At 68.6% G+C, this 23,252-nt stretch carries 25 protein-coding genes; 20 read left to right on the plus strand and 5 right to left on the minus strand.

The annotated features are described in order from the left end of the window. Positions 1 to 16 precede the first annotated feature (16 nt). Genes O5I81_RS04100 through O5I81_RS04110 form a run of 3 tightly spaced genes read right to left on the minus strand, consistent with a single transcriptional unit; the run spans position 17 to position 1,693 of the window. The gene (locus tag O5I81_RS04100; protein ID WP_271067674.1) at positions 17 to 790 is read right to left on the minus strand and encodes a DUF2807 domain-containing protein; all 774 of its coding nucleotides are present in this window, start codon (positions 788 to 790) and stop codon (positions 17 to 19) included. 13 nt (positions 791 to 803) lie between these two features. Further along, complete coding sequence (locus tag O5I81_RS04105) at positions 804 to 1,367, minus strand: DUF1700 domain-containing protein (protein WP_271067675.1); 564 nt, start codon at positions 1,365 to 1,367, stop codon at positions 804 to 806. Further along, positions 1,364 to 1,693, minus strand: coding sequence for a PadR family transcriptional regulator (locus O5I81_RS04110; protein WP_271067676.1), 330 nt, complete (start codon positions 1,691 to 1,693; stop codon positions 1,364 to 1,366). The genes O5I81_RS04105 and O5I81_RS04110 overlap by 4 nt, the downstream gene beginning before the upstream one ends. Positions 1,694 to 2,059: 366 nt before the next feature. Between O5I81_RS04110 and coxB the strand changes: the two genes are divergently transcribed. The 12 genes from coxB to O5I81_RS04170 all read left to right on the plus strand — a co-directional run bounded on the left by coxB (position 2,060) and on the right by O5I81_RS04170 (position 14,180). Further along, on the plus strand, positions 2,060 to 2,992 hold the full coding sequence (coxB, locus tag O5I81_RS04115; protein WP_271067677.1) for a cytochrome c oxidase subunit II: 933 nt from the start codon (positions 2,060 to 2,062) through the stop codon (positions 2,990 to 2,992). 17 nt (positions 2,993 to 3,009) lie between these two features. Beyond that, entirely contained in the window at positions 3,010 to 4,659 is a 1,650-nt protein-coding gene (gene ctaD / locus O5I81_RS04120; RefSeq protein WP_271067678.1) for a cytochrome c oxidase subunit I, read from the plus strand. Between the two features lie 48 nt (positions 4,660 to 4,707). Continuing rightward, positions 4,708 to 5,673, plus strand: coding sequence for a heme o synthase (gene cyoE, locus O5I81_RS04125; protein ID WP_271067679.1), 966 nt, complete (start codon positions 4,708 to 4,710; stop codon positions 5,671 to 5,673). After that, the gene (locus O5I81_RS04130; RefSeq protein WP_271067680.1) at positions 5,670 to 5,870 is read left to right on the plus strand and encodes a hypothetical protein; all 201 of its coding nucleotides are present in this window, start codon (positions 5,670 to 5,672) and stop codon (positions 5,868 to 5,870) included. Before cyoE ends, O5I81_RS04130 begins: the two co-directional genes overlap by 4 nt. Beyond that, a complete protein-coding gene (locus tag O5I81_RS04135) occupies positions 5,851 to 6,456 on the plus strand; it encodes a cytochrome c oxidase assembly protein (protein WP_271067681.1) in 606 nt (201 codons plus the stop codon). The genes O5I81_RS04130 and O5I81_RS04135 overlap by 20 nt, the downstream gene beginning before the upstream one ends. Before the next feature lie 69 nt (positions 6,457 to 6,525). Further along, positions 6,526 to 7,404: a cytochrome c oxidase subunit 3 gene (locus O5I81_RS04140; RefSeq protein WP_271067682.1), complete on the plus strand. Its 879-nt coding sequence runs from the start codon at positions 6,526 to 6,528 to the stop codon at positions 7,402 to 7,404. Next, on the plus strand, positions 7,405 to 7,767 hold the full coding sequence (locus O5I81_RS04145) for a DUF983 domain-containing protein (protein WP_271067683.1): 363 nt from the start codon (positions 7,405 to 7,407) through the stop codon (positions 7,765 to 7,767). It begins immediately after the preceding gene. A gap of 159 nt (positions 7,768 to 7,926) precedes the next feature. Beyond that, the gene (locus tag O5I81_RS04150; protein ID WP_271067684.1) at positions 7,927 to 8,754 is read left to right on the plus strand and encodes an SURF1 family cytochrome oxidase biogenesis protein; all 828 of its coding nucleotides are present in this window, start codon (positions 7,927 to 7,929) and stop codon (positions 8,752 to 8,754) included. Positions 8,755 to 8,761: 7 nt separating this feature from the next. Continuing rightward, positions 8,762 to 10,168 (plus strand): threonine synthase, encoded by a 1,407-nt coding sequence (gene thrC, locus O5I81_RS04155; RefSeq protein ID WP_271067685.1) that lies wholly within the window; start codon positions 8,762 to 8,764, stop codon positions 10,166 to 10,168. 199 nt (positions 10,169 to 10,367) lie between these two features. After that, the gene (locus O5I81_RS04160) at positions 10,368 to 11,639 is read left to right on the plus strand and encodes a pitrilysin family protein (RefSeq protein ID WP_271067686.1); all 1,272 of its coding nucleotides are present in this window, start codon (positions 10,368 to 10,370) and stop codon (positions 11,637 to 11,639) included. A 176-nt stretch (positions 11,640 to 11,815) separates the two neighbouring features. After that, positions 11,816 to 12,412 (plus strand): GNAT family protein, encoded by a 597-nt coding sequence (locus O5I81_RS04165; protein WP_271068990.1) that lies wholly within the window; start codon positions 11,816 to 11,818, stop codon positions 12,410 to 12,412. 106 nt (positions 12,413 to 12,518) lie between these two features. Beyond that, complete coding sequence (locus O5I81_RS04170; RefSeq protein WP_271067687.1) at positions 12,519 to 14,180, plus strand: bifunctional diguanylate cyclase/phosphodiesterase; 1,662 nt, start codon at positions 12,519 to 12,521, stop codon at positions 14,178 to 14,180. Positions 14,181 to 14,384: 204 nt separating this feature from the next. Here O5I81_RS04170 and O5I81_RS04175 read toward each other — a convergent pair whose 3' ends face one another. After that, positions 14,385 to 14,960 (minus strand): YqgE/AlgH family protein, encoded by a 576-nt coding sequence (locus tag O5I81_RS04175; protein WP_271067688.1) that lies wholly within the window; start codon positions 14,958 to 14,960, stop codon positions 14,385 to 14,387. A gap of 113 nt (positions 14,961 to 15,073) precedes the next feature. Here O5I81_RS04175 and O5I81_RS04180 point away from each other — a divergent pair, with 113 nt between their 5' ends. Further along, on the plus strand, positions 15,074 to 15,559 hold the full coding sequence (locus O5I81_RS04180; protein ID WP_271067689.1) for a peroxiredoxin: 486 nt from the start codon (positions 15,074 to 15,076) through the stop codon (positions 15,557 to 15,559). Between the two features lie 46 nt (positions 15,560 to 15,605). Here the strand turns inward: O5I81_RS04180 and O5I81_RS04185 are convergent, their stop codons facing one another. After that, a complete protein-coding gene (locus tag O5I81_RS04185) occupies positions 15,606 to 17,294 on the minus strand; it encodes an acyl-CoA dehydrogenase (protein WP_271067690.1) in 1,689 nt (562 codons plus the stop codon). 143 nt (positions 17,295 to 17,437) lie between these two features. Between O5I81_RS04185 and O5I81_RS04190 the strand changes: the two genes are divergently transcribed. From O5I81_RS04190 to O5I81_RS04220, 7 genes are all read left to right on the plus strand, one after another. Next, complete coding sequence (locus O5I81_RS04190; RefSeq protein ID WP_271067691.1) at positions 17,438 to 18,028, plus strand: YceI family protein; 591 nt, start codon at positions 17,438 to 17,440, stop codon at positions 18,026 to 18,028. Then, positions 18,025 to 18,609: a cytochrome b gene (locus O5I81_RS04195; protein WP_271067692.1), complete on the plus strand. Its 585-nt coding sequence runs from the start codon at positions 18,025 to 18,027 to the stop codon at positions 18,607 to 18,609. The genes O5I81_RS04190 and O5I81_RS04195 overlap by 4 nt, the downstream gene beginning before the upstream one ends. Beyond that, positions 18,609 to 19,169, plus strand: a complete 561-nt coding sequence (locus tag O5I81_RS04200; RefSeq protein WP_271067693.1) for a YceI family protein — start codon at positions 18,609 to 18,611, stop codon at positions 19,167 to 19,169. Before O5I81_RS04195 ends, O5I81_RS04200 begins: the two co-directional genes overlap by 1 nt. After that, a complete protein-coding gene (locus O5I81_RS04205; protein WP_271067694.1) occupies positions 19,103 to 20,068 on the plus strand; it encodes an L-threonylcarbamoyladenylate synthase in 966 nt (321 codons plus the stop codon). Before O5I81_RS04200 ends, O5I81_RS04205 begins: the two co-directional genes overlap by 67 nt. Before the next feature lie 33 nt (positions 20,069 to 20,101). Then, the gene (locus tag O5I81_RS04210) at positions 20,102 to 21,511 is read left to right on the plus strand and encodes an FAD-binding oxidoreductase (protein WP_271067695.1); all 1,410 of its coding nucleotides are present in this window, start codon (positions 20,102 to 20,104) and stop codon (positions 21,509 to 21,511) included. 39 nt (positions 21,512 to 21,550) lie between these two features. Next, positions 21,551 to 22,372, plus strand: a complete 822-nt coding sequence (yaaA, locus tag O5I81_RS04215; RefSeq protein ID WP_271067696.1) for a peroxide stress protein YaaA — start codon at positions 21,551 to 21,553, stop codon at positions 22,370 to 22,372. A 70-nt stretch (positions 22,373 to 22,442) separates the two neighbouring features. Beyond that, on the plus strand, positions 22,443 to 23,234 hold the full coding sequence (locus O5I81_RS04220) for a 3-hydroxybutyrate dehydrogenase (protein ID WP_271067697.1): 792 nt from the start codon (positions 22,443 to 22,445) through the stop codon (positions 23,232 to 23,234). The last annotated feature ends 18 nt before the right edge of the window (positions 23,235 to 23,252 follow it).

Below are 23,252 nucleotides of genomic sequence, written 5' to 3' on the forward strand. Positions count from 1 at the left end.
GAGGAGGTGGAGGGGGTCAGTTCTCCTCCTCCGGGGTCACCTTGCGGCCGCCGACATAGACGTCCCCGCTCCCGGCCACGTCCTGCGACAGCTTCGTCGGGGTCCGGCTGAGGGTGATGTCGCCGCTGCCGGAGACCTTGATGACCGCCTCGTCGGTGGCGTCGGCGTTGATGTCGCCGCTGCCGGCCACGTCCAGGGTCGCGGTCTTGGCCGTCAGGTAGCGCAGGTCCACATCCCCCGAGCCGGCGATATCGACGGTCAGCTTTTCGGTGGCGCCCCGGCCGTCCAGGTCGCCGCTGCCGGCGATGGAGACGGCCAGGGACGGCTGGCTGTAGTCCTTCAGGGTGACGTCGCCGGAACCGTTGATGGTCACCTTGCTGACCTTCGGCGCGGTGACGACGATCTTCAGGCTGCGGTCGTCGTGCCAGACGATGTGGCGCTCACGCCGGCCGTGGTCCTCCCAGAAGATGCGGCCGCCCTCGACGCGCACCTGGTCGACGTCGCGCTGCAGGCCGGTCACCGTGACGCCGGCCGTCTCGCCCTCGACCAGGGTGACGTCGGCGGCGAGATCGACGGTCAGCTCGTCGGTCCCGGTCCAGGCGAAGGTCTTGCTGGTTCTGGGCGTGTCGGGGCTGACGTAGTCGTCGCCCTGTTCGATGCGCTCGAGCACGGCCGGGATGACGAAGCCGTCACGGACGATCTCCGGCCCCCCCATGGCGATGACCGAGGTCAGGCAGACGATGAAGGTCAGGAAGCCTGCCCCGGCGATGATGGCGAGTGTGCGGATCATGGCGGTCTCTCCCCTAAGCCTGATCGATGGCCGGCTTGAGCAGCCGGAAGTGCAGCCTGGCGTACCAGACCAGGAAGTTCACGAGGCCGACGCCGGCCATGATGGTCAGGGCGCCGACGCAGGTGGAGGCGCCGACAAGGCCCAGACCCGCGAGGACGGCGATGCCCGCCCCGCCGCTGTAGCCGACGATCGGGCCGCCGATCATGACGACGCCGCCCATGATGAAGCCCCCGACCACGACCATGACGATCGTGAAAAAGACGCTGATCACGCTGAACAGGATCGGGGCCAGGATCAGGATGTCGATGGCGCCCAGGCCCAGCAGGGCGAGAATCGCCCCGGTCGCGTTGCGCGGGCTCTTGTTCTCTTCCCAGGCCTTCAGCCCGTATTCGGCGCGCAGCTCGCGGGCCAGGCGGTCCGGATCGCCGAGCGCGGCGGCGGCTTCCTCTTCACTGCGGCCCGCCGCGGCGGCGTCGCTGAAGTGGGCCTCGTAGTCGGCGGTGATCTCGCTCTGCGCGTTCAGGCTGAGCGCGCTCAGGCCGCGTCGCAGCCTGGCCATGAAGTCGGCTCTGGTCATTGCCCCTCTCCCAGAATGATGTTGTTCACCGCCGAGGAGAAGGCCGTCCAATCGGTCTTCTGCTGCGTGAAGCTGGCCAGCCCGGCCGGCGTCAGGCGGTAGTATTTGCGTGGCGGACCGGCCGGTGATTCCACCAGGTAGGTCTCCACCAGCCCGTCGCCCTGCAGCCGTCGCATCAGGGGGTAGATGGTGCCTTCCCCCATATCGATGGCCGAGGCCAGGCGGCTGGCGATGTCGTAGGCGTAGCCGTCCGCTCTGCTGAGCAGGGCCAGCACGCAGAGGGCCAGGACCCCCTTCTTCAGCTGTGGTTCGATGATGTCTGGCACGGCGTTCCCCGTCCTTGTTGATGGCTCCCTTGTATCGACCAGTAGTGTGCGTGGCAAGGTAGCTTGCATTACATCTTAGCAATGTTTTTCACCGGCCCTCGCGGGTGGAACGGTGGCGTGGGCCGGGACGCGAGCTGGAAAAAATGCAGGATGGCCGCGAAAGGCCCAAAACAGGGTCAAACAAGGCGCGCGCACAGCGCTCCACACCCTTGCCGAACGGGGGATGGGCGCGTATGCACCGGCCCGATAATGGCGATGGGCGGGCGCTTGCCGCCGGTGCGTAGACGACGGACCGGTCAGGCGCTTTGATCTGACGCAAATGATGACGGCACGCCTATGGGGGCGGCCTTAACGGACGTGAGGCTTATGAAGGCGAAGGTTAAGGGGATGCGCTGGCTCGCAACGGCCCTCGGGGCCGGACTGACCAGCGTTTTGATGGCGGCGCCCGCTCTGGCCCAGGATCTGATGGGGCAACCCACCGACGGGGCCATCGGGCTGCAGCCGGCGGCCTCGCCGCTGAAGCACCACGCCCACTTCTTCCACGACATGATCCTGTTGCCGATCATCGTGGTGATCAGCCTGTTCGTGCTGGGCCTGCTGCTGTGGATCGTCATCCGCTACAACGCCAAGGCCAACCCGGTCCCGGCCAAGTTCAGCCACAACACCCTCCTCGAGATCGTCTGGACCCTGGTTCCGGTGCTGATCCTGATGGTCATCGCCATCTTCTCGTTCCGGCTGCTGTTCGAATACCACGACACCCCGAAGGTCGATCTGACCGTCAAGGCCACCGGCTACCAGTGGTACTGGGGCTATGAGTACCCCGACCAGGAGATCGGCGAGATCACCTCGACCATCATGGCCGAGGAAGACGTCGCCAAGGCCGGCCTGCCGGCCAGCCTGTACCGGCTGAAGGCCAGCGAGCCGCTGGTCGTGCCGGTCAACAAGGTCGTCCGCGTCCAGGTCACCGCCGTGGACGTCATCCACGCCTTCGCCCTGCCGGCCTTCGGTCTGAAGACCGACGCCGTCCCGGGCCGCCTGAACGAAACCTGGTTCAAGGCCGAGAAGGTCGGCACCTACTACGGCCAGTGCTCGGAACTGTGCGGCGTCGACCACGCCTTCATGCCGATCGAGATCAAGGTCGTGACGCAGGCCGAGTTCGACGCCTGGGTCGCCTCCAAGAAGGCTCCGCCGGCTCCGGCCGTCGCCGCCCCGGCCGCCGGCGCCGCGCCGGCCGCCGCCACCCCCGCCTCTACTCCGGCCCCCGCCGCGCCCGTCGCCGCGCCGGCCGCCAAGCTCTGATCGCAGGTACCGACACGATGGCTCACGCTGCCGCCGCACATGACGACGCCGACCACAAGCCGGGTTTCTTCACCCGCTGGTTCCTGTCGACCAACCACAAGGATATCGGCACCCTCTACATCCTGTTCGCCATCATGGCGGGCCTGGTGGGCGGGGCGCTTTCCGGCCTGATCCGCTGGGAACTGGCCGAGCCGGGCATCCAGATCTTCAAGGAAGGCTCCTCGGTCAGCCTGCTGGGCCTGATCGAGCAGTCCAAGCACGGCTATAACGCCGTGGTCACCGCCCACGCCCTGATCATGATCTTCTTCATGGTCATGCCGGCGATGATCGGCGGCTTCGGCAACTGGTTCGTGCCGATCATGATCGGCGCGCCGGACATGGCCTTCCCGCGGATGAACAACATCAGCTTCTGGCTGCTCGTCGCCGCCTGGGTGCTGCTGCTCTGCTCGATGTTCAGCGACGGCGGGCCCGGACGCGGCTTCGGCGGCGGCTGGACCATCTATCCGCCGCTGTCGACCTCGGGCCACACTGGTCCGGCCATGGATCTGGCGATCTTCTCGCTCCACCTGGCCGGCGCCAGCTCGATCCTCGGCGCCATCAACTTCATCACCACCATCTTCAACATGCGCGCGCCGGGCATGACCCTGCACCGCATGCCGCTGTTCGTGTGGTCGATCCTGATCACCGTCTTCCTGCTGCTGCTGTCGCTGCCCGTCCTGGCCGGCGCCATCACCATGCTGCTGACCGACCGTAACTTCGGCACCCACTTCTTCGACCCCGCCAACGGCGGCGACCCCGTCATGTTCCAGCACCTGTTCTGGTTCTTCGGGCACCCGGAAGTGTACATCCTGATCCTGCCCGGGTTCGGCATGATCAGCCACATCGTCTCGACCTTCTCGAAGAAGCCGGTCTTCGGCTACCTCGCGATGGCCTACGCCATGGTCGCCATCGGCTTCGTCGGCTTCATCGTCTGGGCCCACCACATGTACACCGTGGGCATGGGCATCAACCTGCGGGCCTACTTCGTGGCCGCGACGATGGTCATCGCCGTGCCGACCGGGGTGAAGATCTTCAGCTGGATCGCCACCATGTGGGGCGGTTCGATCAGCTTCAAGACGCCCATGCTGTGGGCGATCGGCTTCATCTTCCTGTTCACCGTCGGCGGCGTCACCGGCGTCGTGCTGGCCAACGCCGGCATCGACTACAGCCTGCACGACACCTACTACGTCGTGGCCCACTTCCACTACGTGCTCAGCCTCGGGGCCGTGTTCGCGATCTTCGCCGGCTTCTACTACTGGTTCGAGAAGATGTGGGGCGTGAAGTACAACGAGTTCCTCGGCGCCGCCCACTTCTGGATCATGTTCGTCGGGGTGAACGTCGTGTTCTTCCCCCAGCACTTCCTGGGCCTGCAGGGCATGCCGCGCCGCTACGTGGACTACCCGACCGGCTTCTCCTACTGGAACGAGGTCTCCTCGATCGGCTACGTGATCACCCTGGTCGGCGTCGGCGTCTTCCTGCTGGTGCTCATCGAGGCCATGGTCCGCCGCCGCAAGGCCGAGGCCAACCCCTGGGGCGAAGGCGCCACGACGCTGGAATGGACCCTGTCCTCGCCGCCGCCGTTCCACCAGTTCAATGAACCCCCGGTGATCGAAGCCGACCACCACTAAGGACCAGACCCGCCGCGCTCCCTACAGGGCGCGGCGGAGTCCCATTACATGCCCAAGCCGACCACCATCGAGGACCTGCCCACAACCCGCGCTCCGGGCCAGTGGGGAGACTATGTCCAGCTGATGAAGCCCCGGGTGATGAGCCTGGTGGTGTTCACCGCCTTCGTCGGGCTCGTCTGTTCGGGCGTGCCGATGAACCCGGTTCTGGCCGCCGTGGACATCTTCTGCATCGCGGTGGGGGCCGGCGCCTCGGCCGCCTTCAACATGTGGTACGACGCCGACATCGACAGCATCATGCGCCGCACGCAAGGCCGGCCCGTGCCTGCGGGGAAAGTCCAGGGCGCCGACGCGCTGGGCCTCGGCGTCGTGCTTACCCTGCTGTCGGTCATGCTGCTGGGCATGACCGCCAACTGGCTGGCCGCCGGCCTGCTGGCCTTCACCATCTTCTTCTACGCCGTGGTCTACACCATGTGGCTGAAGCGCTGGACGGCCCAGAACATCGTCATCGGCGGACTTGCCGGGGCGCTGCCGCCGGCCATCGGCTGGGCCGCCGCCGCCGGCGAGGCCCCGATGAACGCCTGGCTGCTGGTCCTGATCATCTTCATGTGGACCCCGCCCCACTTCTGGGCCCTGTCGCTCTACACCAGCCAGGACTACGCCAAGGCCGGCGTGCCGATGATGCCGGTGGTCAAGGGCGCCAAATCCACCCGGCTGCAGGTCCTGCTCTATTCGATCGCCCTGATCCCGGTCTGCATCGCCCCCTACTTCACCGGGCTTGGCGGCCTCGCCTACCTGGCGGTTTCGGGCCTCGGCGGGGCGGTCTTCCTGCTGCTCGCCTGGCGCCTCTATCGCAGCCATGCCGGCGAGGGCGCCGATCCGCGCAACACCCCGGAACTCTACGACGTCAAGGCCGGGGCCAAGGACGCGCGCAACCTGTTCGCCTTTTCGATCCTGTACCTGTTCGCGATGTTCGCCACCCTGGCGGGCGAGCGACTGCTGGGGTTTAGCCTGTGACCGACCAGCCTCCCGAAATGCCGGCCAGCGTCCCGGCTCCGCAAAAGCCGATGACCCCCGCCGAGCGCGACGCGGCCCGCGCCGCCCAGCGCAAGCGCAACATCGCCATCGCGCTCGGCCTCGTCGGCTTCATCATCCTGGTCTACGTCGTCACCGTGCTGAAGATGGGAGGGGCCGTTGCCAACCGCCCCCTCTAAGGACATTACCAGGCGCAACCTGCGCGTAGCCGTCCTCTGCGCCGTCGGCCTGTTCGGCATGGTCGGGGCGTCCTACGCCGCCGTGCCGCTGTACCGCGCCTTCTGCCAGCTGACCGGCTTCGACGGCACCATCCGCAAGGCCGAAGCCGCGCCGTCGAAGATCCTCGACCGCAAGCTTCTGATCCGCTTCGACGCCAACGTCCGCGACCTGCCCTGGGACTTCAAGCCCAGCCAGGTGACGCAGGAGGTCAAGATCGGGGCCACGGGCCTGGCCTTCTACAAGGTCACCAACCACGGCAAGCAGGCCGTCACCGGCCGCGCCAGCTACAACGTCGTGCCCGAGTCGGCCGGCGCCTATTTCCAGAAGCTGGAATGCTTCTGCTTCAACGACCAGACCATCCAGCCCGGCCAATCGGTCGAGTTTCCGGTGGTCTATTTCGTCGATCCGCAATTCGCCACCGACTTCGAGACGAAGGGCAAGACCGAGGTCACCCTCAGCTACACCTTCTTCCCGGTCGAATCCCAACAAGCCAAGGCCTCTGAGCCCGCATCGCCTCTTGGCGGCGCGGCCAAGGCGGGGCTATAGGCAACCATCCCGGCGTCGCAGGTAGCGGCGTCGAGTCTGAAAGTTAGAGAAGGGCAGGGCTCTAGGCACATGGCTCACGGCGCCGTCAAACACGACTACCATCTGGTCAACCCCAGCATCTGGCCGCTGTACGGCTCGTTTGCCGGCATGGTCATGATGATCGGCATGGTCATCGGCATGAAGGGCCTGTTCGGCCTGGAAAAAGGCAACTGGATCGTCGCCGCTCTCGGCTTCGCCATGGTGCTGCACACCATGCTCGGCTGGTGGATGGACGTCACCAAGGAAGCCAACGCCGGGGATCACACCCCGGTCGTGGCCATCGGGCTGCGCTACGGCATGATCCTGTTCATCGCTTCGGAAGTGATGTTCTTCGTCGCCTGGTTCTGGATCTTCTTCGAGGGCGCGCTGTTCTGGGAACACCGCACCCTGACCCCGATGGTCGGCAACTTCGAAGGCGTCGCGGAGGCCTGGAAGCAGTGGCCGCCCAAGGGCGTCGAACTGGTCCCGGCCATGCACCTGCCGCTGGTCAACACCCTGACCCTGCTGCTGTCCGGCACCACCGTCACCTGGGCTCACCACGCGCTGCAGCAGGGCGACCGCAAGGCGGCCCGCACCGGCCTGATCCTGACCGTCATCCTGGGCGTGCTGTTCACCGCCATCCAGGCCTACGAGTACAACCACATTCTCCATGAGAAGCTGTTCTACTCGGAAGAGGCCGCCAACTCGGGCCTCTACGGCTCGGCCTTCTTCATGGCCACCGGCTTCCACGGCTTCCACGTGCTGGTCGGCACCATCTTCCTGTTCATCTGCCTGCTGCGCCTGATGGGCGGCGGCTTCACCCCCAAGCAGCACTTCGGCTTCGAGGCGGCGGCCTGGTACTGGCACTTCGTCGACGTGGTCTGGCTGTTCCTGTTCGCCTTCATCTACGTCATCTTCGGGACGTTGTAGGTGACCAACCCTTACCTGGCGGGGGCGGCTGGTCGCTGCCCCCGCTGCGGCGAAGGGGTCCTGTTCGAGGGTTTCCTGAAGGTGGCGCCGGCGTGTGATGCGTGCGGCGCCATTTTCACGAACGCCGACAGCGGGGACGGACCCGCCGTCTTCATCATCCTCATCGCCGGCTTCCTGATGGCCTTCGGGGCCATGTTCCACATGATCGCCTTCAACCCGCCGATCTGGGTGCTACTGGTGGTGTGGCTGCCGCTCACGGTGATCGTGGTGCTCGGCCTGCTCCGCCCCATGAAGGGCCTGATGGTCGCCGCCCAGTTCGCCCAACAGGCCAGCGAGGCCGGCAGCGACGATGTCCGGAAATAAGGTTCAAATGTCCTGTCATCCCGGCCGTAGCGAAGCGGAGAGCCGGGACCCAGGGGCGGCGACAGCGCACGGCGGCCCCTGGGTCCCGGGTCGCCCTGCGGGCGCCCGGGATGACAGAGAAAAGGCTGTTCGCATGAACGAGGTTGCCGGAGGCGCCGCATGAAACGCTTCCCCATCGGCCTGACCATCGCTACGGCGATCAGCCTGGTGATCCTGATCATCCTCGGCACATGGCAGGTCCAGCGTCTCAACTGGAAGACCGACCTGCTGGCACGCATCGCATCGGCGCAGTCGGCCGCGCCGCTTCCCGTCGAAGAGGCGTTGCGGCTACAGGCCGCCGGAGAGGACATGGAGTGGCGCCGGGTTCGCGTACACTGCCTTCAGCCCGATCCCCGGATTGCGGAACGCAGCCTCACCGACCCCACACCTCCCCGCCATGGTCTCATCTACGGCGTGGTCGACGGGGAAATCGCCTGGCGGGACTTGGCGCCCTGCGTCATCGGACCAAACCGCGTTATCCCCCTCGAGCGGGGCGTGGTGCGCTCGATGATCGGGGTGATCGACCCTGTCGGCGTCTCGGTCGGCGCGCTGCCGCGCAGCACTGAGAACAAGGAGAGATGGGCGGTTGTCGGAACGCCCATCTCCGCCATCGGGGTCTTCCGTCACGCGGAAGTTGGCCCATCGATGTTTGCGGAGGCTTACCCTACAATTATCCCCGGCGGATTTCGCGCCACCCATCGGCATTCCCTCATCCTGGGGAGCCTGCTCGATCCCAAGGCGGATAGGCGCGCCAAGGCTATGCTGATCACCGACCACTACGTCTCCGTCGCGTCGGAGACCCCCCCCGATCCCGCTCTGCGCCCCGTCCCCACCCCGCCCGACATCCCCAACCGCCACCTCGAGTACGCCCTGACCTGGTACGGCCTTGCCGGGGCGCTGCTCGCCATCTACGCCGCCATGCTCTGGCGCAGGTTCAAGGCCCCCTGAGAATCCTATGAAATACGTCTCCACCCGGGCGGGCGATTCCGCCGCCCAGCCGATCGGCTTCCTCGACGCGGTGCTGGCCGGCCTGGCCCCCGACGGCGGCCTGTACGTGCCCGAGTCCTGGCCGACCTTCACCCATGAAGAGATCGCCGCCTTCGCCGGCCAGCCCTATGCCGCCGTCGCCGCCGCCGTGATCGGCAAGTTCGCCGACGGCGAGATCCCGACCGACGTGCTGGAAGAGATGTGCGCCGAGGCCTACGGCACCTTCGCCCACGCCGCCACCTGCCCGGTCACCCAGCTGGGCCCGAACCTGTTCCTGGCCGAGCTGTTCCATGGTCCAACCCTGGCCTTCAAGGACGTCGCCATGCAGCTGCTCTCGCGGCTGTACGAGTACATCCTGCGGTCCAAGGGCCGCACCCTGACCATCGTCTGCGCCACGTCGGGAGACACCGGCGGCGCCGCCGTCGAGGCCTTCCGCGGCCGGTCCAATGTCCGCATCGTCGCCATGTTCCCGGAGGGCCGCATCAGTGAGGTGCAGCGCCGCTTCATGACCACGGTCGAGGACCGCAACGTCGCCAACCTGTCCCTGGAGGGCAGCTTCGACGACTGCCAGGCCATCCTCAAGGCGATGTTCGCCGACGGCCAGTTCGCCCAGGCCGTCGATCTGTCGGCCGTCAACTCGATCAACTTCGCCCGCATCGCCGCCCAGGCCGTCTACTATTTCACCACCGCCGTGGCGCTGGGCGCTCCCCACCGCAAGGTCGCCTTCGCCGTGCCGACCGGCAATTTCGGCGACGCCTTCGCCGCCTATGTGGCGGTGAAGATGGGCCTGCCGGTCGAGCGAATCCTCGTCGCCACCAACAGCAACGACATCATGGCCCGCGCCTTCGAGGACGGCCGCTATTCGCGCGGCAACGTCGCGGCGACGCAGAGCCCGGCCATGGACATCCAGGTCGCCTCCAACTTCGAGCGCCTGTATTTCGAGGCCGTCCGCCGTGACGGGCTGGAGACCGGCCGCGCCTTCCGCGCCTTCGCCGACACCGGCGTCATCGACATCCCGCCCGGGGCCCTGGCCACCATGCGCGAACTGTTCGGCGGCGCTTCGACCGGCGAGGCCGACACCAGCCGCGCCATGCTGGCCACCCTCAACGAGACCGGCCGCCTGATCGACCCGCACACCGCCGTCGCCATCAGCGCCGCCAAACGCACCACCCTGCCCAGCGACGCGACCCCGCTGATCGTGCTCTCGACCGCCCATCCCGCCAAGTTCCCCGAAGCCGTCCACGCCGCCACCGGCGTCACCCCCACCTTCCCCCGCGCCGACCGCCATCTGGCCGACAAGCCCGAACGCTTCGACCGCCTGCCGGCGGATGCCGCCGTGGTCATGGACTACGTGCGGAGTTTCGCGGGCGCATGATCTCATCCTCCCACGCGCAGCGGGGGAGGGGGACCGCCCGCGCAGCGGGTGGTGGAGGGGGCGAGGGCCGTGCGCCGCTGGCGCCAAGCCTGCTCCGCCCCCACTCTATGATCACCTTGAAAGAAACAGTCCTGTCCCTCGCCCCCTCCACCGCTTTGCGGTCCCCCTCCCCCGTAAACGGGGGAGGATGTTCGGCCCCATGACCACCCCCCGCATCCACACGCTTCCCAACGGCGTCCGCGTCATCTGCGACCCCATGCCGGGGCTCGAGACCCTCGCCCTCAGCGTCGTCGCCGGCCGCGGGGCCGCCAGCGAGGACCTGCACCGCTCCGGCTGGTCGCACCTGCTCGAACACATGGTCTTCAAGGGCGCCGGCGCCCGCACCGCCCGCGAGATCGTCGAGGTCGTCGAGGGCGCCGGCGGCCAGGTCAACGCCGCCACCGGCTATGAGCGGACCAGCTTCCAGATCCGCGCCCTCAAGGGCAGTCTGCCGCTCGGCATGGACATCCTCGCCGACCTCGTCCTGCGCCCGACCCTCGACCCCAGGGACCTGATCAAGGAAAAGTCCGTCGTCGCCCAGGAGATCGCCGAGGCCGGCGACACCCCCGACGACCTGGTCTTCGAACTGGCCCAGGCGGCCGCCTATCCGGACCAGCCGCACGGCCGCCCGATCCTCGGCACGCCCAAATCCCTGAAGCCCGCCGACGTCGCCGCCATCGACGCCTGGCGCGCCGCCCTCTACGCTCCCGACCGCCTGGTGGTCAGCGCCGCCGGGGCCGTCGACGAGGACGAACTCCTCCGCCTGGCCGAGGCCGCCTTCGGCTCGCAGCCGGCCGGGCAGGGCGCTCCGACCCCGGCCGCGCCGCAGTTCACCGCCGGCCACGCCGCCAAACTGCGGCGGCTGGAGCAGGCCCATCTGGTCCTGCTGCTGCCGGCCTTCGGGGCCCGGGACGACGACTATTTCCCGCTTCGGCTGTTCGTCGAGATGCTCGGCGGCGGCATGTCCTCGCGCCTGTTCCAGGAGGCCCGCGAGAACCGGGGCCTGGCCTATGCCATCGACGCCTGGAGCGACACCTATGCCGATGGCGGCATGCTCGGCGTCTACGCCGGCTGCGCCGCCAAGGACGCCGGGCCGCTGGCCGCCCTGACCGCCCAGCAGATCATCGCCCTGACCGACGGCTGCACCGACGCCGAACTGGCCCGCGCCAAGGCCCAGCTCAAGGCCCACCTGTTCATGGCCCGCGAACAGCCCCTGTCGCGCACCGAGACCTCGGCGGGCCAGGCCCTGCTTCTCGGCAGGCTGTTTCCAGCCCGGGAGATCTCCGAAGCGATCGACGCCGTGACGGCCGCCGACATCGCCAGGGTCGGGGCGCGGATGCTGAAGCCAGGTCTGGTCGCCGGTTCAGTGCTGGGGTCGAAGGCGTCGCTTGGCGCTGTGGATGTGTTCGCCGAGGCGCTGAAGGCGGGTTGAGGAAACTCCCTGCCCTTTATGGGGAGGGACAGCGAGGCGAAGCCTCGCAGGGTGGGGTACTCGCGTGACAGAGCGCGCGGCATCCGACTTCCCCACCCGTCACGCTGTGCGTGACACCCTCCCCATAAAGGGGAGGGAGGGTTGACGTGCGAACCCGACGCTACAACCCTGTCGCCATGGCCCTTATCGACTGGACCGGTCTGGACTCCACCTTCCGCCTCGACGGCGGAACCGTGCGCCTGCGCCCGCCAAAAGCCGGCGACTATGCCGAATGGGCCGCCGTCCGCGCCGCCTCCCGCGATTTCCTGCAGCCCTGGGAGCCGGTCTGGGCCCGCGACGACCTGACCCGGTCCGCCTATCGCCGCCGTCTCGACGCCTGGCGCCGGGACCTCGAACAGGGGCTCACCTACCCCTTCTTCGTGTTTTCCAACGACACCGGCGCCCTGACCGGCGGCATCACCCTCAGCAACGTCCGCCGCGGTGTCGCCCAGGTCGGCACCGTCGGCTACTGGAGCAGCGTGCACACCACCCGCCAGGGCCACACCCTGGCCGCTGTGCGCACCGTGACCCGCTTCGCCTTCGGCACGCTTGGCCTCTCCCGTCTCGAAGCCGCCTGCCTGCCCAGCAACACCGGCAGCGCCGCCCTGCTGCTCAAGGCGGGGTTCGTCGAGGAGGGCTTCGCCCGTGCTTATCTGAAAATTAACGGCGAGTGGCGAGACCATCGCCTGTTCGGGTTGATTTCGCGAGAGCGGGAGCAGTCCTGCCCGGACTAGGGTCAAGGCAAGCGGACTGCGAAGGAAACCGGTATTCAACCCGGCCCGAAGCACCGTAAGCCTCAAAGTGGGCGCTTTGCCCGCAGGTATTTGAGGGGCGCGCCGCATGGCGCTGGGAAACGACCGCAAGGGGTGGGACACCGCGCTCACACTCGAGGCGCTGGGCGCCGCGGGCGTGGCCCTGTGGATCTGGTCGCCGACCGAGGACCGTCTGAAATTCACCGGCGCTTCCCGGGCGCTGGGCCTTGGCCCGCTTGCTCCCGAATGCAGCTCGGCCGCGCTGCGGGCCCTGGTCCTGCCGCAGGATCGCCCCCTGGCCGAGGAACTGCTCCGGCAGCAGCCGCCGCATAGCGAGATCGCCCTGCGCCTGCGCATGCGCGGCGGCGAGATCGGCGTCTGGCGCGGGGTCTGGCTGGAGGAGGGCAACCGCGCCGCCGGCGTCGTCGCGCCCGAGACCGCTTTCGCGGCCTCCGAGACCGATCCGCTGACCGGCCTGCTCGATCGCCGCAGCTTCGTCGCCCGCGCCCGCGAGCGGCTGCAGACGCAACAACCCTTCACCCTGGTGGTCGCCGACCTCGACAGGCTGCGCCGCCTCAACGAGGCCCTGGGCCACGAGCGGGCCGACCTGGTGCTGGCGGCGCTCGGCGCCCGCCTGGCCGCCGCCTTCCCCCCCGATTCCCTGATGGCCCGGGTCGGCGAGGACGAGTTCGCTGTGCTGGCGCCGGGCCTGATCCCGGCCGGGACGCGGCTACGCGAGGCTCTCGAGCGGCCCCTGCGCGTCGCCGGCTTCGATATCCACCCGACCCTGGCCGTCGGCGCGGTCGAGGCCCAGGGCGGCGACGAGGCCCCCGACGCGGCCGAACTGCTGCGCCGCGCCGAACTGGCCGTCGAAGCCGCCAAGGCCGCCGGGCGCGGCGGCGGCGCGGCCTATGGCCAGGGCATGGAAAGCGACGGCCTGTCGCGCCTGGCCCTCGAAGGCGACCTGCGCGGCGCCGTCGGCCGCGGCGAGATCGGCCCCTTCTTCCAGCCCATTGTCCGGCTCGACACCGGCGAACTGTCGGGCTTCGAAGCCCTCTGCCGCTGGCGTCACCCGCGTCGTGGCCTGCTGCCGCCGGACGAATTCCTGCCGCTGGCCGAAGAGATGGGCCTGATGGAGGAGATCGGCGAGCGGATGATCCGCGCCTCGGCCCGCCAGCTCAACGAATGGCAGGCGCGCCATGCGCCGGCCTGGCAGCTGACCTGCAGCGTCAACCTCTCGACCGGCGAGATCCACCGCGCCGGCCTTGTCGACGATGTCGGCGGCCTGATCGCCAAGTACCGGCTGCGCAAGGGCGCCCTGAAGCTTGAGATCACCGAGAGCGACATCATGCGCGACCCGGAGGGGGCGGCGGTGGTGCTGAAGGCCCTGCGCGAGGTCGGCGCCGGCCTGGCGCTCGACGACTTCGGCACGGGGTTCAGCTCGCTCAGCTACCTGACGCGCCTGCCCTTCGACACCCTGAAGATCGACCGCTACTTCGTGCGGACCATGGGGGCCAACCCCGGCTCGGCCAAGATCGTCCAGTCGGTGGTCAAGCTCGGCCAGGACCTCAACCTCGAGGTCGTCGCCGAGGGGGTGGAGAACGCCCTGATGGCGGGCCGCCTGCTGGAGCTCGGCTGCGACTACGGCCAGGGCTTCGGCTACGCCCCGCCGCTGTCGCCGCAGGAGGCCGAGGTCTATCTCAACGAAAGCTACGTCGATGGCGTGGCGCCGGTGAGAAGGCAGGGGTAGGCAGACGGGCAGCGCTCCCGCGCCGATCCGTCCACGTCTGCTATCGTCATCCTGGGCCTTGTGCCCAGGATCCCGGTTTCAGCCGTGACAAGCCCTTGCCCTGGAGGCGCAGCCGCGCCTCCACCCCACCATGAGAGCTAGCGGACAGCGGGATCCTGGGCACAAGGCCCAGGATGACGGTAGCAAGGGAAAGGCGGTGGCGCGCTAAGCCCGCCCCGCCTCGCTCGACAGGTGATCGGCGCTGATGCCGAGCTTGGCCAGGGCCGCCGACCATTTGTGTTCATGGTCGTCGCCGAACAGCAGGCCGGGGTCCGGATCGCCGACCAGCCAGACGTTCTGGCGCATCTCCTGCTCCAGCTGGCCCGCGCCCCAGCCGGCATAGCCCAGCGCCAGGATGGCCTTGCGCGGCGGCCCGTCGGCGGCGAGGGCTTCCAGCACGGCGCGGCTGGTGGTCAGGGCGACGCCCTCGGCCACCGGCAGGGTGCCGCCCGGGCTCTTGTAGTCGTCGGTGTGCAGCACGAAGCCGCGCTCGCGCTCGACCGGTCCGCCCATCAGGACGATGTCCTCGCGATGGTTCTCGGCGACGGTGACGCCGAGCTTGGTCAACAGGTCGGGCATCTTCAGCCCGTCGACCGGCCGGTTCAGGGTGATGCCCATGGCGTGCTGGTCGTCGTGGGCGCAGACGTAGATGACCGCCCGCTCGAAGCGTTCGTCATCAATGCCCGGCATGGCGATCAGCAGCCGGCCGGAGAGAAATTCGCTGTCTGGGTCTTGAGCCATGGGGTCAACATCGGCGCGCATCACGACCGTTTCAAGTCACACCGCTTGGCGATCCGCCCCGGCGGCCCTATTTGCCATGCCTGAAGCCCGAAGGCGGGCAAGGGAGAGACCAGATGACGATCAAAGTCGGCGACAAGGTGCCGGACGGCATGTTCATGACCAGCGGCGCCGAAGGCCCGCGCCCGATCAGCACCGACGAGCTGTTCGCCGGCAAGACGGTCGCCTTCTTCGCCGTTCCCGGCGCCTTCACCCCGACCTGCTCGGCCAAGCACGTGCCCGGCTTCAAGGAGCACGCCGCCGAGTTCCGCGCCAAGGGCGTCGACACCATCGCCTGCGTCTCGGTCAACGACGTCTTCGTGATGAAGGCCTGGGGCGCCGACCAGGGCGTCGGCGACGACATCATCATGCTGGCCGACGGCAACGGCGACTTCACCAAGGCCCTCGGCCTGGAGATGGACGGCAGCAAGTTCGGCATGGGCACCCGCAGCCAGCGCTACTCGATGCTGGTCAAGGACGGCGTCGTCGAGACGCTGAACGTCGAGCAGGGCGGTGAATTCAAGGTCAGCGCCGCCGACTACATGCTGCCGCAGCTGGGGTAACGAGCTCAATGGGGACACGTTGATTCAACGTGTCCCCTCTTTCTTCCTACCCCTCGAACGCCTCCAGCGGCGCCGACCCCTGCGTCACCGCCGCCAGCTGGCCGGGCACGCCGCTCAGCACCTGTCCGGCGTACAGCGTCGCCAACGGGCCCATGCGGCTGTCCAGGTGAGCCTGCTTCGCCAGCATCCAGCCGCCGACCGTCTCACCGCACAGTTTCAGATAGGCCGTCGCCCCGGCCAGGGCGTCCGGTGTTCCCTTTCGCGCCGACAGCCAGTCCGCGCCGGCCGCCATGGCGTCCACCGCCGCGCCCAGCCGGTCGCCGACCCCGCCCAGATCGCCCTTCAGGGCCCGCGCCGTCTCGCGGATGTCGCTGACCAGGGCGGTCATCGCCGCGCCGCCCTCCATCGACAGCTTGCGGCCGACCAGGTCGATGGCCTGGATGCCGTTGGTGCCCTCGTAGATCGGCAGGATGCGGCAGTCGCGGTAGTGCTGGGCCGCGCCCGTCTCCTCGACGAAGCCCATGCCGCCATGCACCTGCAGCGCCTCCGACGCCGCCCAGACGCCGACGTCGGTCGACCAGCCCTTGGCGATGGGGGTGAGCAGCTCCTCGCGCAGCTTCGCCTTGGCATCCCCATGGTGCGCCTGGTCGGCGGCCACGGCGGTGGCCAGGCAGATGCCCCGCGCCGCCGCCGTCCTGGCCTTGATCAACATCAGGGTGCGGCGCACGTCGGGCAGGTCCCACAGCGGGGCGGGGCTCTCGCCGGTCCAGGCCGAGCGGCTCTGACGGCGCTCGTGAGCGAAGGCCAGCGCCTGCTGGTAAGCGCGCTCGGCGATGGCCACGCCCTGCGTCCCGACCTGCAGCCGGGCGGCGTTCATCATGGTGAACATGTGAGCCAGGCCCTGGCCCTCGACCCCGACCAGTTCGGCCTTGGCGCCCTCGAAGACCATGACGCAGGTCGGCGAGGCGTGGATGCCAAGCTTGTGCTCGATGCCGGCCGGCCGCAGCTCGTTGGGGGCGCCGGCCTTGCCGTCGGCGGTCAGGATGCGCTTGGGCGCGACGAACAGGCTGATGCCCTTCACCCCCGCCGGCGCGTTCGGCGTGCGGGCCAGCACCAGGTGGACGATGTTGTCGGCGGCGTCGTGATCGCCCCAGGTGATGAAGATCTTCTGGCCGGTGATCCGCCAGCCGCCCTCGCCATCGGGCTCGGCCCGGGTGGTCAGGGCGGCCAGGTCCGAACCGGCCTGCGGCTCGGTCAGGTTCATGGTGCCGGTCCATTCGCCGCTGATCAGGCGGGGCAGGTACTTCGCCTTCTGCTCGGTGGTGCCGTGCGCGGCCAGCGCTTCGATGGCCCCCTGGGTGAGGATCGGGCACAGGCCGAACGCTAGGCTGGCGGCGTTGAACATCTCGAAGACGGCGATCTCCAGCGCCTTGGGCAGGCCCTGGCCGCCGTAGCGGGCCTCGGCCGACAGGCTGTTCCAGCCGCCCTCGGCGAACTCGCGCAGGGCCGCCGCATACCCGGGGGCGGCGGTGACCTTGCCGTTGGCGTAGGTCGCGTGAGCCAGGTCGCCCGGCCGGTTCAGCGGCGCGATGATGTCGGCGGCGAAGGCGCCGGCCCCGTCCAGTACGGCCTCGACGGTGGCGTGGTCGGCTTCGGGGAACAGCTCGATCAGGTCGTCGAAGCCGGCGGCCTTCATGGCCAGGGCGATGTCGCGGAGCGGCGGGGTGTAGGTCATCGAACGGTCCCAATACTGTCGCCGTCTACCTAGACCGATGGCGGTGCGGAACAAAGGCCGCACTAACCAGGGTGGGGGCTTTCATCGGCGGGAGGCGCGACTATGTTCGGTAACGGCTGCCATCACAGTTGGAGCGCAAGCGCATGATCCGTCCCCTCGCCGTCGCCCTGATGGCCGCCATGCTGATGACCGGGCCCGCGCTGGCCGCGCCCTCGACCGACCCGGCGAAAATGCCGGCCGGGACCTATGGGCTGGAAAAGACCCACGCCTCATTGCTGGCCCGGGTGCGGCACATGGGCCTGAGCAGCTACACCCTGCGGTTCAACCGCTTCGACGCCAGCTACGACTGGGACCCGAAGGCGCCCGACGCGGCGACGCTGAAGGTCAGCATCGACATGACCTCGCTTGACGTCGGCGATGAGAAGATCAGCAAGAAATTCGCCGATGACTTCCTCGACGCCAAGAAGAACCCCAAGGCGACCTTCGTCTCCACCGCTATTGTCCGCGACGGCGACCGGGGCAAGGTGACCGGCGACCTGACCTTCCATGGCGTGACCAAACCGGTCACTCTGGACGTCATCTTCCGGGGCTATGAGTCGGGCCTGCTGGGCGCCCGCGCGGGCTTTTCGGCGACCGGCGCGTTCAAGCGCTCTGACTTCGGCTCGGACAACATGAGCATGTTCGCCGGGGACGACATCGAACTGATCATCGAGGTGGAGTTCACTCGCCAATGAGCACTGCAAGCAGCCGCTATTCGACGGTGGCCATGATCCTGCACTGGCTGATCGCCGCCCTGATCATCGCTAACGTCGCCCTCGCCTGGACGGCCGACGAGATGCCGCGCTCGACCGCCGCCGGCCTGATGGCCTGGCACAAGACCTTCGGCATCAGCGTCCTGCTGCTCAGCCTCGTTCGCCTTGTCTGGCGCCTGACCCACAAATCGCCGCCGCTCGGCGATCACCTGAAGGCCTGGGAGCGGATCCTCGCCCGTGTCGTCCATTGGGCCTTTTATGGCCTGATGATAGGCCTGCCACTGACTGGTTGGGCGCTGGTTTCCGCCAGCCCGCTGATCAAGGTTTATCCGATCGACATGTTCGGCCTGTTCCACTGGCCGGCCATCGGCCCCCTGGCCAACCTGCCGCCGGACCAGATGAAGGGGGCGCACGAAACCTGGGAAGAGGTCCACCACCTGCTGGCCAAGGTGCTGATCTACGGCCTGATCCCGCTGCACATCCTCGGCGCGCTCAAGCACCAGTTCCTCGACAAGGACAACGAGCTGGGCCGCATGATCCCCTTTATGAAGGCTCCGAAGTGATGCGCCGCTTCCTCGCTCTGCTTGCCGTCTTCCTGTTCGCGGCCCTGCCCGCCGCCGCGGCCCCGGCTCCGGCCTGGACCGTCGACAAGGCCGCCTCGAAGATCGCTTTCGCCTCCATTTTCGGCGGCGAGGCGTTCAATGGCGGCTTCGCCCGCTGGGACGCCCAGATCCGCTTTGATCCGAACAACCTGGCCGGCTCCAGCGCCGTGGTGACCATCGACACGGCCAGCGCCTGGTCCGGCGACAAGGACCGCGATGCGGCCCTGAGGGAGCCGAACTGGTTCTCGACCCAGGTCTTCCCCAGGGCGATCTACAAGACCACCGGGTTCAAGGCGCTGGGCGGCGGCAAGTACCAGGCGACCGGCGCCCTGACCCTGCGCGGACAGACGAAACCGTTGACCCTGCCCTTCACCCTCGTCATCACCGGCAATCAGGCGAAGATGACCGCAACCGTGAAGGTCAGCCGCCTCGCCTTCGGGGTTGGACAGAACGAGTGGAAGAAGACCGACGTCATTCCCGACCCGGTGACCGTGACCCTCGCGGTGACGGCCAAGCGCTAGAGGCGGCCGCGCTCGCCCTCGAGGCGGGTCAGCTCGTCACCTTCCCGACCGAGACGGTCTATGGCCTGGCCGCCGACGCCGCCGACCCGCTGGCCGTCGCCCGTGTCTTCGAAGCCAAGGGCCGGCCGCGCTTCAACCCCCTGATCGCCCATGTCGCCGACCTCGCCGCGGCGCGGCGAATCGCCAGGCTGGACGACCGCGCGCTGAAACTGGCCGAGGCCTTCTGGCCGGGTCCCCTGACCTTGGTCGCGCCACTGGCCGATGCGGACGCCGTCTGCGACCTAGCCCGCGCCGGCCTCGACACCGTCGCCGTGCGCGTGCCCGGCCACCCGCTGGCCCGGGCCCTGCTGGCCCGCTTCGGCCGCCCGGTGGTCGCCCCCAGCGCCAACCGTTCGGGCCGCCCCAGCCCGACCACCTATGCCGACGCCCGCGAGGAGACCGGCGACAAGGCCGCCGCCGGCCTCGACGGCGGCCCCTGTCAGGTCGGCCTGGAATCGACGGTGGTGTCGGTGCTCGACGGCCAGGCCCGTCTCCTGCGCCCCGGCAGCGTCACCCGCGCCCAGATCGAAGCCCTGATCGGCCCCCTCGCCGAAGCCGAGGCCGACGCCAAACGCTCTCCGGGCCGCCTCGCCCTGCACTACGCCCCCGACGCGCCCGTGCGGATCAACGCCGCCGAGCCCATGGCCGGGGAAGCCTTCCTCGCTTTCGGGCCCTCCGACAGCCCGTTCAACCTCAGCCCGACAGGCGATCTGGCGGAGGCGGCGGCCAATCTGTTCGCCATGCTGCGCGCGGCGGACCGCACCCGGCCGGCGGCCATCGCGGTGGCGCCGATTCCCGATGAAGGTCTGGGCGAAGCCATCAACGACCGCCTCAAGCGCGCGGCCGGCTTCGTCGGCTGACAGCCGGCGGGGGAGGGCGTATCCTCCGCCGCCATGACCATCCCCGTTCCCGCTGACGTCGTCTCCCGCCTGAAAGCCGTGCTCGGCGCGGGCGGCTGGAGTCAGGACCCCGACCTCCTCGCCCCCAAGCTGATCGAATGGCGCGGGCGCTGGCAGGGGACGACCCCGCTGCTGGTCCTGCCGCGGTCGACCGCCGAGGTTTCGGCCGTCGTCGGTCTCTGCGCCGAGGCCGGCGTGGCCATCACCCCGCAGGGCGGCAACACCGGCCTGGTCTCGGGGCAAATCCCGCAGGGCGAAATCCTGCTGTCCACCGAGCGGCTTAACGCCGTCCGCGATATCGACGCCTTCGACGACGTCATTGTCGCCGAGGCCGGCGTCACCCTGGCCGCCGTGCACGAGGCGGCCGCGAAGCTCAATCGCCGCTTCCCGCTGGGCCTGGCCTCCGAGGGGTCGGCCACGGTCGGCGGCGTGGTCTCGACCAACGCCGGCGGCACCCAGGTGCTGCGCTTCGGCACGACCCGCAGCCTGGTCCTCGGCCTGGAGGCCGTGCTGCCCAATGGCGAAGTCTGGAATGGCCTCAAGCGCCTGCGCAAGGACAACACCGGCTACGACCTCAAGCAACTGCTGATCGGGGCCGAGGGCACGCTGGGCGTCGTCACCGCCGCCAGCCTGAAGCTGTTCCCGCGGCCGGTGTCCACCGCCACCGCTATCTGTGGCCTGTCCAGCGCCCGCGACGCCATCACCCTGCTGGCGCGGGCCAAGGAGGAGACCGGCGGCGCGGTCGAGGCCTTCGAGCTGATGGGCCGGGCCGGCGTCGGCTATGCCATCAAAAACATCCCCGGCCTGCGCGAGCCGCTGGAGGGGACGCACCCCTGGTACGTGCTGGTCGAGACCACCAGCGGCGAGCCCGGCGTCGCCGAGGCCGCCCTCGAGCGCCTGCTGGCCCATGCCCTGGAAGACGGCCTGATCGCCGACGCCGCCGTCGCCCAGACCGAGACGCAGGCACGCGCCTTCTGGGCCGTGCGCGAGAACCAGTCCGGCGGCCAGAAAGCCGAGGGCGCCGCCTGGAAGCACGACGTCTCCGTCCCGGTCTCGAAGATGGCCGAGTTCATCGAGCGGGCCACGGCCATGGTGGAGGCCTTCCGTCCGGGCGTCCGGATCGTCGCCTTCGGCCATGTCGGTGACGGTAACGTCCACTATGATGTCCTGCGCCGCCAGGACGAATCCGATGAGGCTCACAACGCTCTGCGAGACGAGGGATCACGCCGGGTGCACGATCTTGTCATGGAGCTGGACGGCTCGATCAGCGCCGAGCACGGCCTGGGCGCCGCCAAGACCGCCGACGCCCTGCGCTACAAGAGCCCCATCGAAATTGAGGCGCTGCGCGCCATCCGCGCGGCGCTGGATCCCGGGCGGATCATGAACCCAAGGGTTCTGTTCTAGGGCTGGCCTTCCGGGCTGGCCCGGCCTATCTGCCGCGCCATGCTGATGGTCATCTCTCCCGCCAAGTCGCTGGACTTCACGGCGCCGCCAAAGCCGCTCCCCCTGACCGAGCCGCGGCTGAAGGCCGATACGGTCGAGCTGGCCAAGGTGGCGAAGGGCCAGAGCGCGCGCCAGCTCAAGCGCTTGATGCACCTGTCCGACGCGCTGGCCAGCCTCAACCACGCCCGCTTCCAGGCCCTCGATCCGCTGGCCGAGGACGGGCTGCAGGCCGCCGTCGCCTTCAACGGCGATGTCTACACCGGCCTCAAGGCCCGCGCCCTCGACAAGGCCGCCTTCGCCTGGGCCCAGGACCATCTGCGCATCCTGTCGGGCCTCTACGGCCTGCTGCGCCCTGCCGACGCCATCCAGCCGCATCGGCTGGAAATGGGCACGCGGCTGAAGACCAAACGCGGCGCCAACCTCTACGACTTCTGGGGCGACAAGGTCGCGCGCCAGCTCAACGCCGACGCCGAGGGTCATGCCGACCGGACCCTGATCAACCTGGCCAGCCAGGAGTATTTCGGGGCCGTCGACGCCGCCGCCCTCAAGCTGCCGGTCGTCACCTGCCGCTTCCTTGAGGAGAAGGACGGCGAGATTCGCCAGCTCAGCTTCTTCGCAAAACAGGCGCGCGGCCTGATGGCCCGCTTCGCCATCGACCAGCGCATCGAGCGGGCCGCCGACCTGAAAGCCTTCGATACCGCCGGCTACGCCTTCAAGGCCGACCTCTCCAACGCGTCCGACTGGGTGTTCAGCCGACCCCAGCCGCCGCCGATCGCCCAGCAGCGCGAGGCGGCTCGTAATTCATCAAGGGATGAATTATAGGCGCTCGTATGATGCGGCGCGAAGTCTTATGCTGCGCCGCACAAAATCAGGAAGACGTCGGAGCGCATTCATGGATTACGGGCTGAAGGGGCAGGCGGCGATCGTCACCGGCTCGACCAGCGGCATCGGGCACGCCATCGCCCAGGCCCTCGCTGAAGCCGGTGTCGATGTGGTGCTCAATGGCCTCGGCGATCCGGTCGCCATCGAAGCCACCCGCTCGCAGCTCGAACAGGCCACCGGCGTCCGCGTCCGCTACCACGGCGCCGACATGACCAGGGGCGACGAGATCGCCGACATGGTCGCCTTTGCGCAGGGCGAACTTGGCCGGCTCGACATCCTGGTCAACAACGCCGGCATCCAGTTCGTCTCGCCGATCGATCAGTTCCCGACCGACAAGTGGGACCAGATCATCGCCATCAACCTGACCTCCAACTTCCACGCCATCCGTGCCGCCCTGCCGATCATGAAGGGCCAGAAGCACGGCCGGATCATCAACATCGCCTCGGCCCACGGCCTAGTCGCCAGCCCCTTCAAGGGCGCCTATGTCGCCGCCAAGCACGGGGTGCTCGGCCTGACCAAGACGGTGGCCCTGGAGATCGCCGAGGCCGGCATCACCTGCAACGCCATCTGCCCGGGCTATGTCCACACCCCGCTGGTCGATGGCCAGATCAAGGACACGGCCAAGGCGCGCGGCATGAGCGAAGAGGCGGTGGTGCGCGATGTCATCCTCGCCGCCCAGCCCAGCAAACAGTTCATCAGCTTCGACCAGCTGAACGGCATGGTGCTCTACCTGGCCAGCGCCGCCGGCGGCGGCGTCAACGGCGCTCATCTGTCCATCGACGGCGGCTGGACGGCGGGCTGACCCGCGAATTCAAGGTAG

The organism is Caulobacter sp. NIBR1757, assembly GCF_027912495.1.
Taxonomy (GTDB): domain Bacteria; phylum Pseudomonadota; class Alphaproteobacteria; order Caulobacterales; family Caulobacteraceae; genus Caulobacter.

What these genes read in the sequence shown, in the direction of transcription:
- O5I81_RS04140 (WP_271067682.1), top strand. Translation starts at nt 6,526, where the DNA reads ATGGCTCACGGCGCCGTCAAACACGACTACCATCTGGTCAACCCCAGC.
- O5I81_RS04195 (WP_271067692.1), top strand. Translation starts at nt 18,025, where the DNA reads ATGAGCACTGCAAGCAGCCGCTATTCGACGGTGGCCATGATCCTGCAC.
- thrC (WP_271067685.1), top strand. Translation starts at nt 8,762, where the DNA reads ATGAAATACGTCTCCACCCGGGCGGGCGATTCCGCCGCCCAGCCGATC.
- coxB (WP_271067677.1), top strand. Translation starts at nt 2,060, where the DNA reads ATGAAGGCGAAGGTTAAGGGGATGCGCTGGCTCGCAACGGCCCTCGGG.
- O5I81_RS04185 (WP_271067690.1), bottom strand. Translation starts at nt 17,294, where the DNA reads ATGACCTACACCCCGCCGCTCCGCGACATCGCCCTGGCCATGAAGGCC.
- O5I81_RS04170 (WP_271067687.1), top strand. Translation starts at nt 12,519, where the DNA reads ATGGCGCTGGGAAACGACCGCAAGGGGTGGGACACCGCGCTCACACTC.
- yaaA (WP_271067696.1), top strand. Translation starts at nt 21,551, where the DNA reads ATGCTGATGGTCATCTCTCCCGCCAAGTCGCTGGACTTCACGGCGCCG.
- O5I81_RS04100 (WP_271067674.1), bottom strand. Translation starts at nt 790, where the DNA reads ATGATCCGCACACTCGCCATCATCGCCGGGGCAGGCTTCCTGACCTTC.
- cyoE (WP_271067679.1), top strand. Translation starts at nt 4,708, where the DNA reads ATGCCCAAGCCGACCACCATCGAGGACCTGCCCACAACCCGCGCTCCG.
- O5I81_RS04105 (WP_271067675.1), bottom strand. Translation starts at nt 1,367, where the DNA reads ATGACCAGAGCCGACTTCATGGCCAGGCTGCGACGCGGCCTGAGCGCG.
- O5I81_RS04180 (WP_271067689.1), top strand. Translation starts at nt 15,074, where the DNA reads ATGACGATCAAAGTCGGCGACAAGGTGCCGGACGGCATGTTCATGACC.
- O5I81_RS04210 (WP_271067695.1), top strand. Translation starts at nt 20,102, where the DNA reads ATGACCATCCCCGTTCCCGCTGACGTCGTCTCCCGCCTGAAAGCCGTG.
- O5I81_RS04220 (WP_271067697.1), top strand. Translation starts at nt 22,443, where the DNA reads ATGGATTACGGGCTGAAGGGGCAGGCGGCGATCGTCACCGGCTCGACC.
- O5I81_RS04190 (WP_271067691.1), top strand. Translation starts at nt 17,438, where the DNA reads ATGATCCGTCCCCTCGCCGTCGCCCTGATGGCCGCCATGCTGATGACC.
- O5I81_RS04175 (WP_271067688.1), bottom strand. Translation starts at nt 14,960, where the DNA reads ATGGCTCAAGACCCAGACAGCGAATTTCTCTCCGGCCGGCTGCTGATC.
- O5I81_RS04165 (WP_271068990.1), top strand. Translation starts at nt 11,816, where the DNA reads ATGGCCCTTATCGACTGGACCGGTCTGGACTCCACCTTCCGCCTCGAC.
- O5I81_RS04200 (WP_271067693.1), top strand. Translation starts at nt 18,609, where the DNA reads ATGCGCCGCTTCCTCGCTCTGCTTGCCGTCTTCCTGTTCGCGGCCCTG.
- O5I81_RS04150 (WP_271067684.1), top strand. Translation starts at nt 7,927, where the DNA reads ATGAAACGCTTCCCCATCGGCCTGACCATCGCTACGGCGATCAGCCTG.
- ctaD (WP_271067678.1), top strand. Translation starts at nt 3,010, where the DNA reads ATGGCTCACGCTGCCGCCGCACATGACGACGCCGACCACAAGCCGGGT.
- O5I81_RS04160 (WP_271067686.1), top strand. Translation starts at nt 10,368, where the DNA reads ATGACCACCCCCCGCATCCACACGCTTCCCAACGGCGTCCGCGTCATC.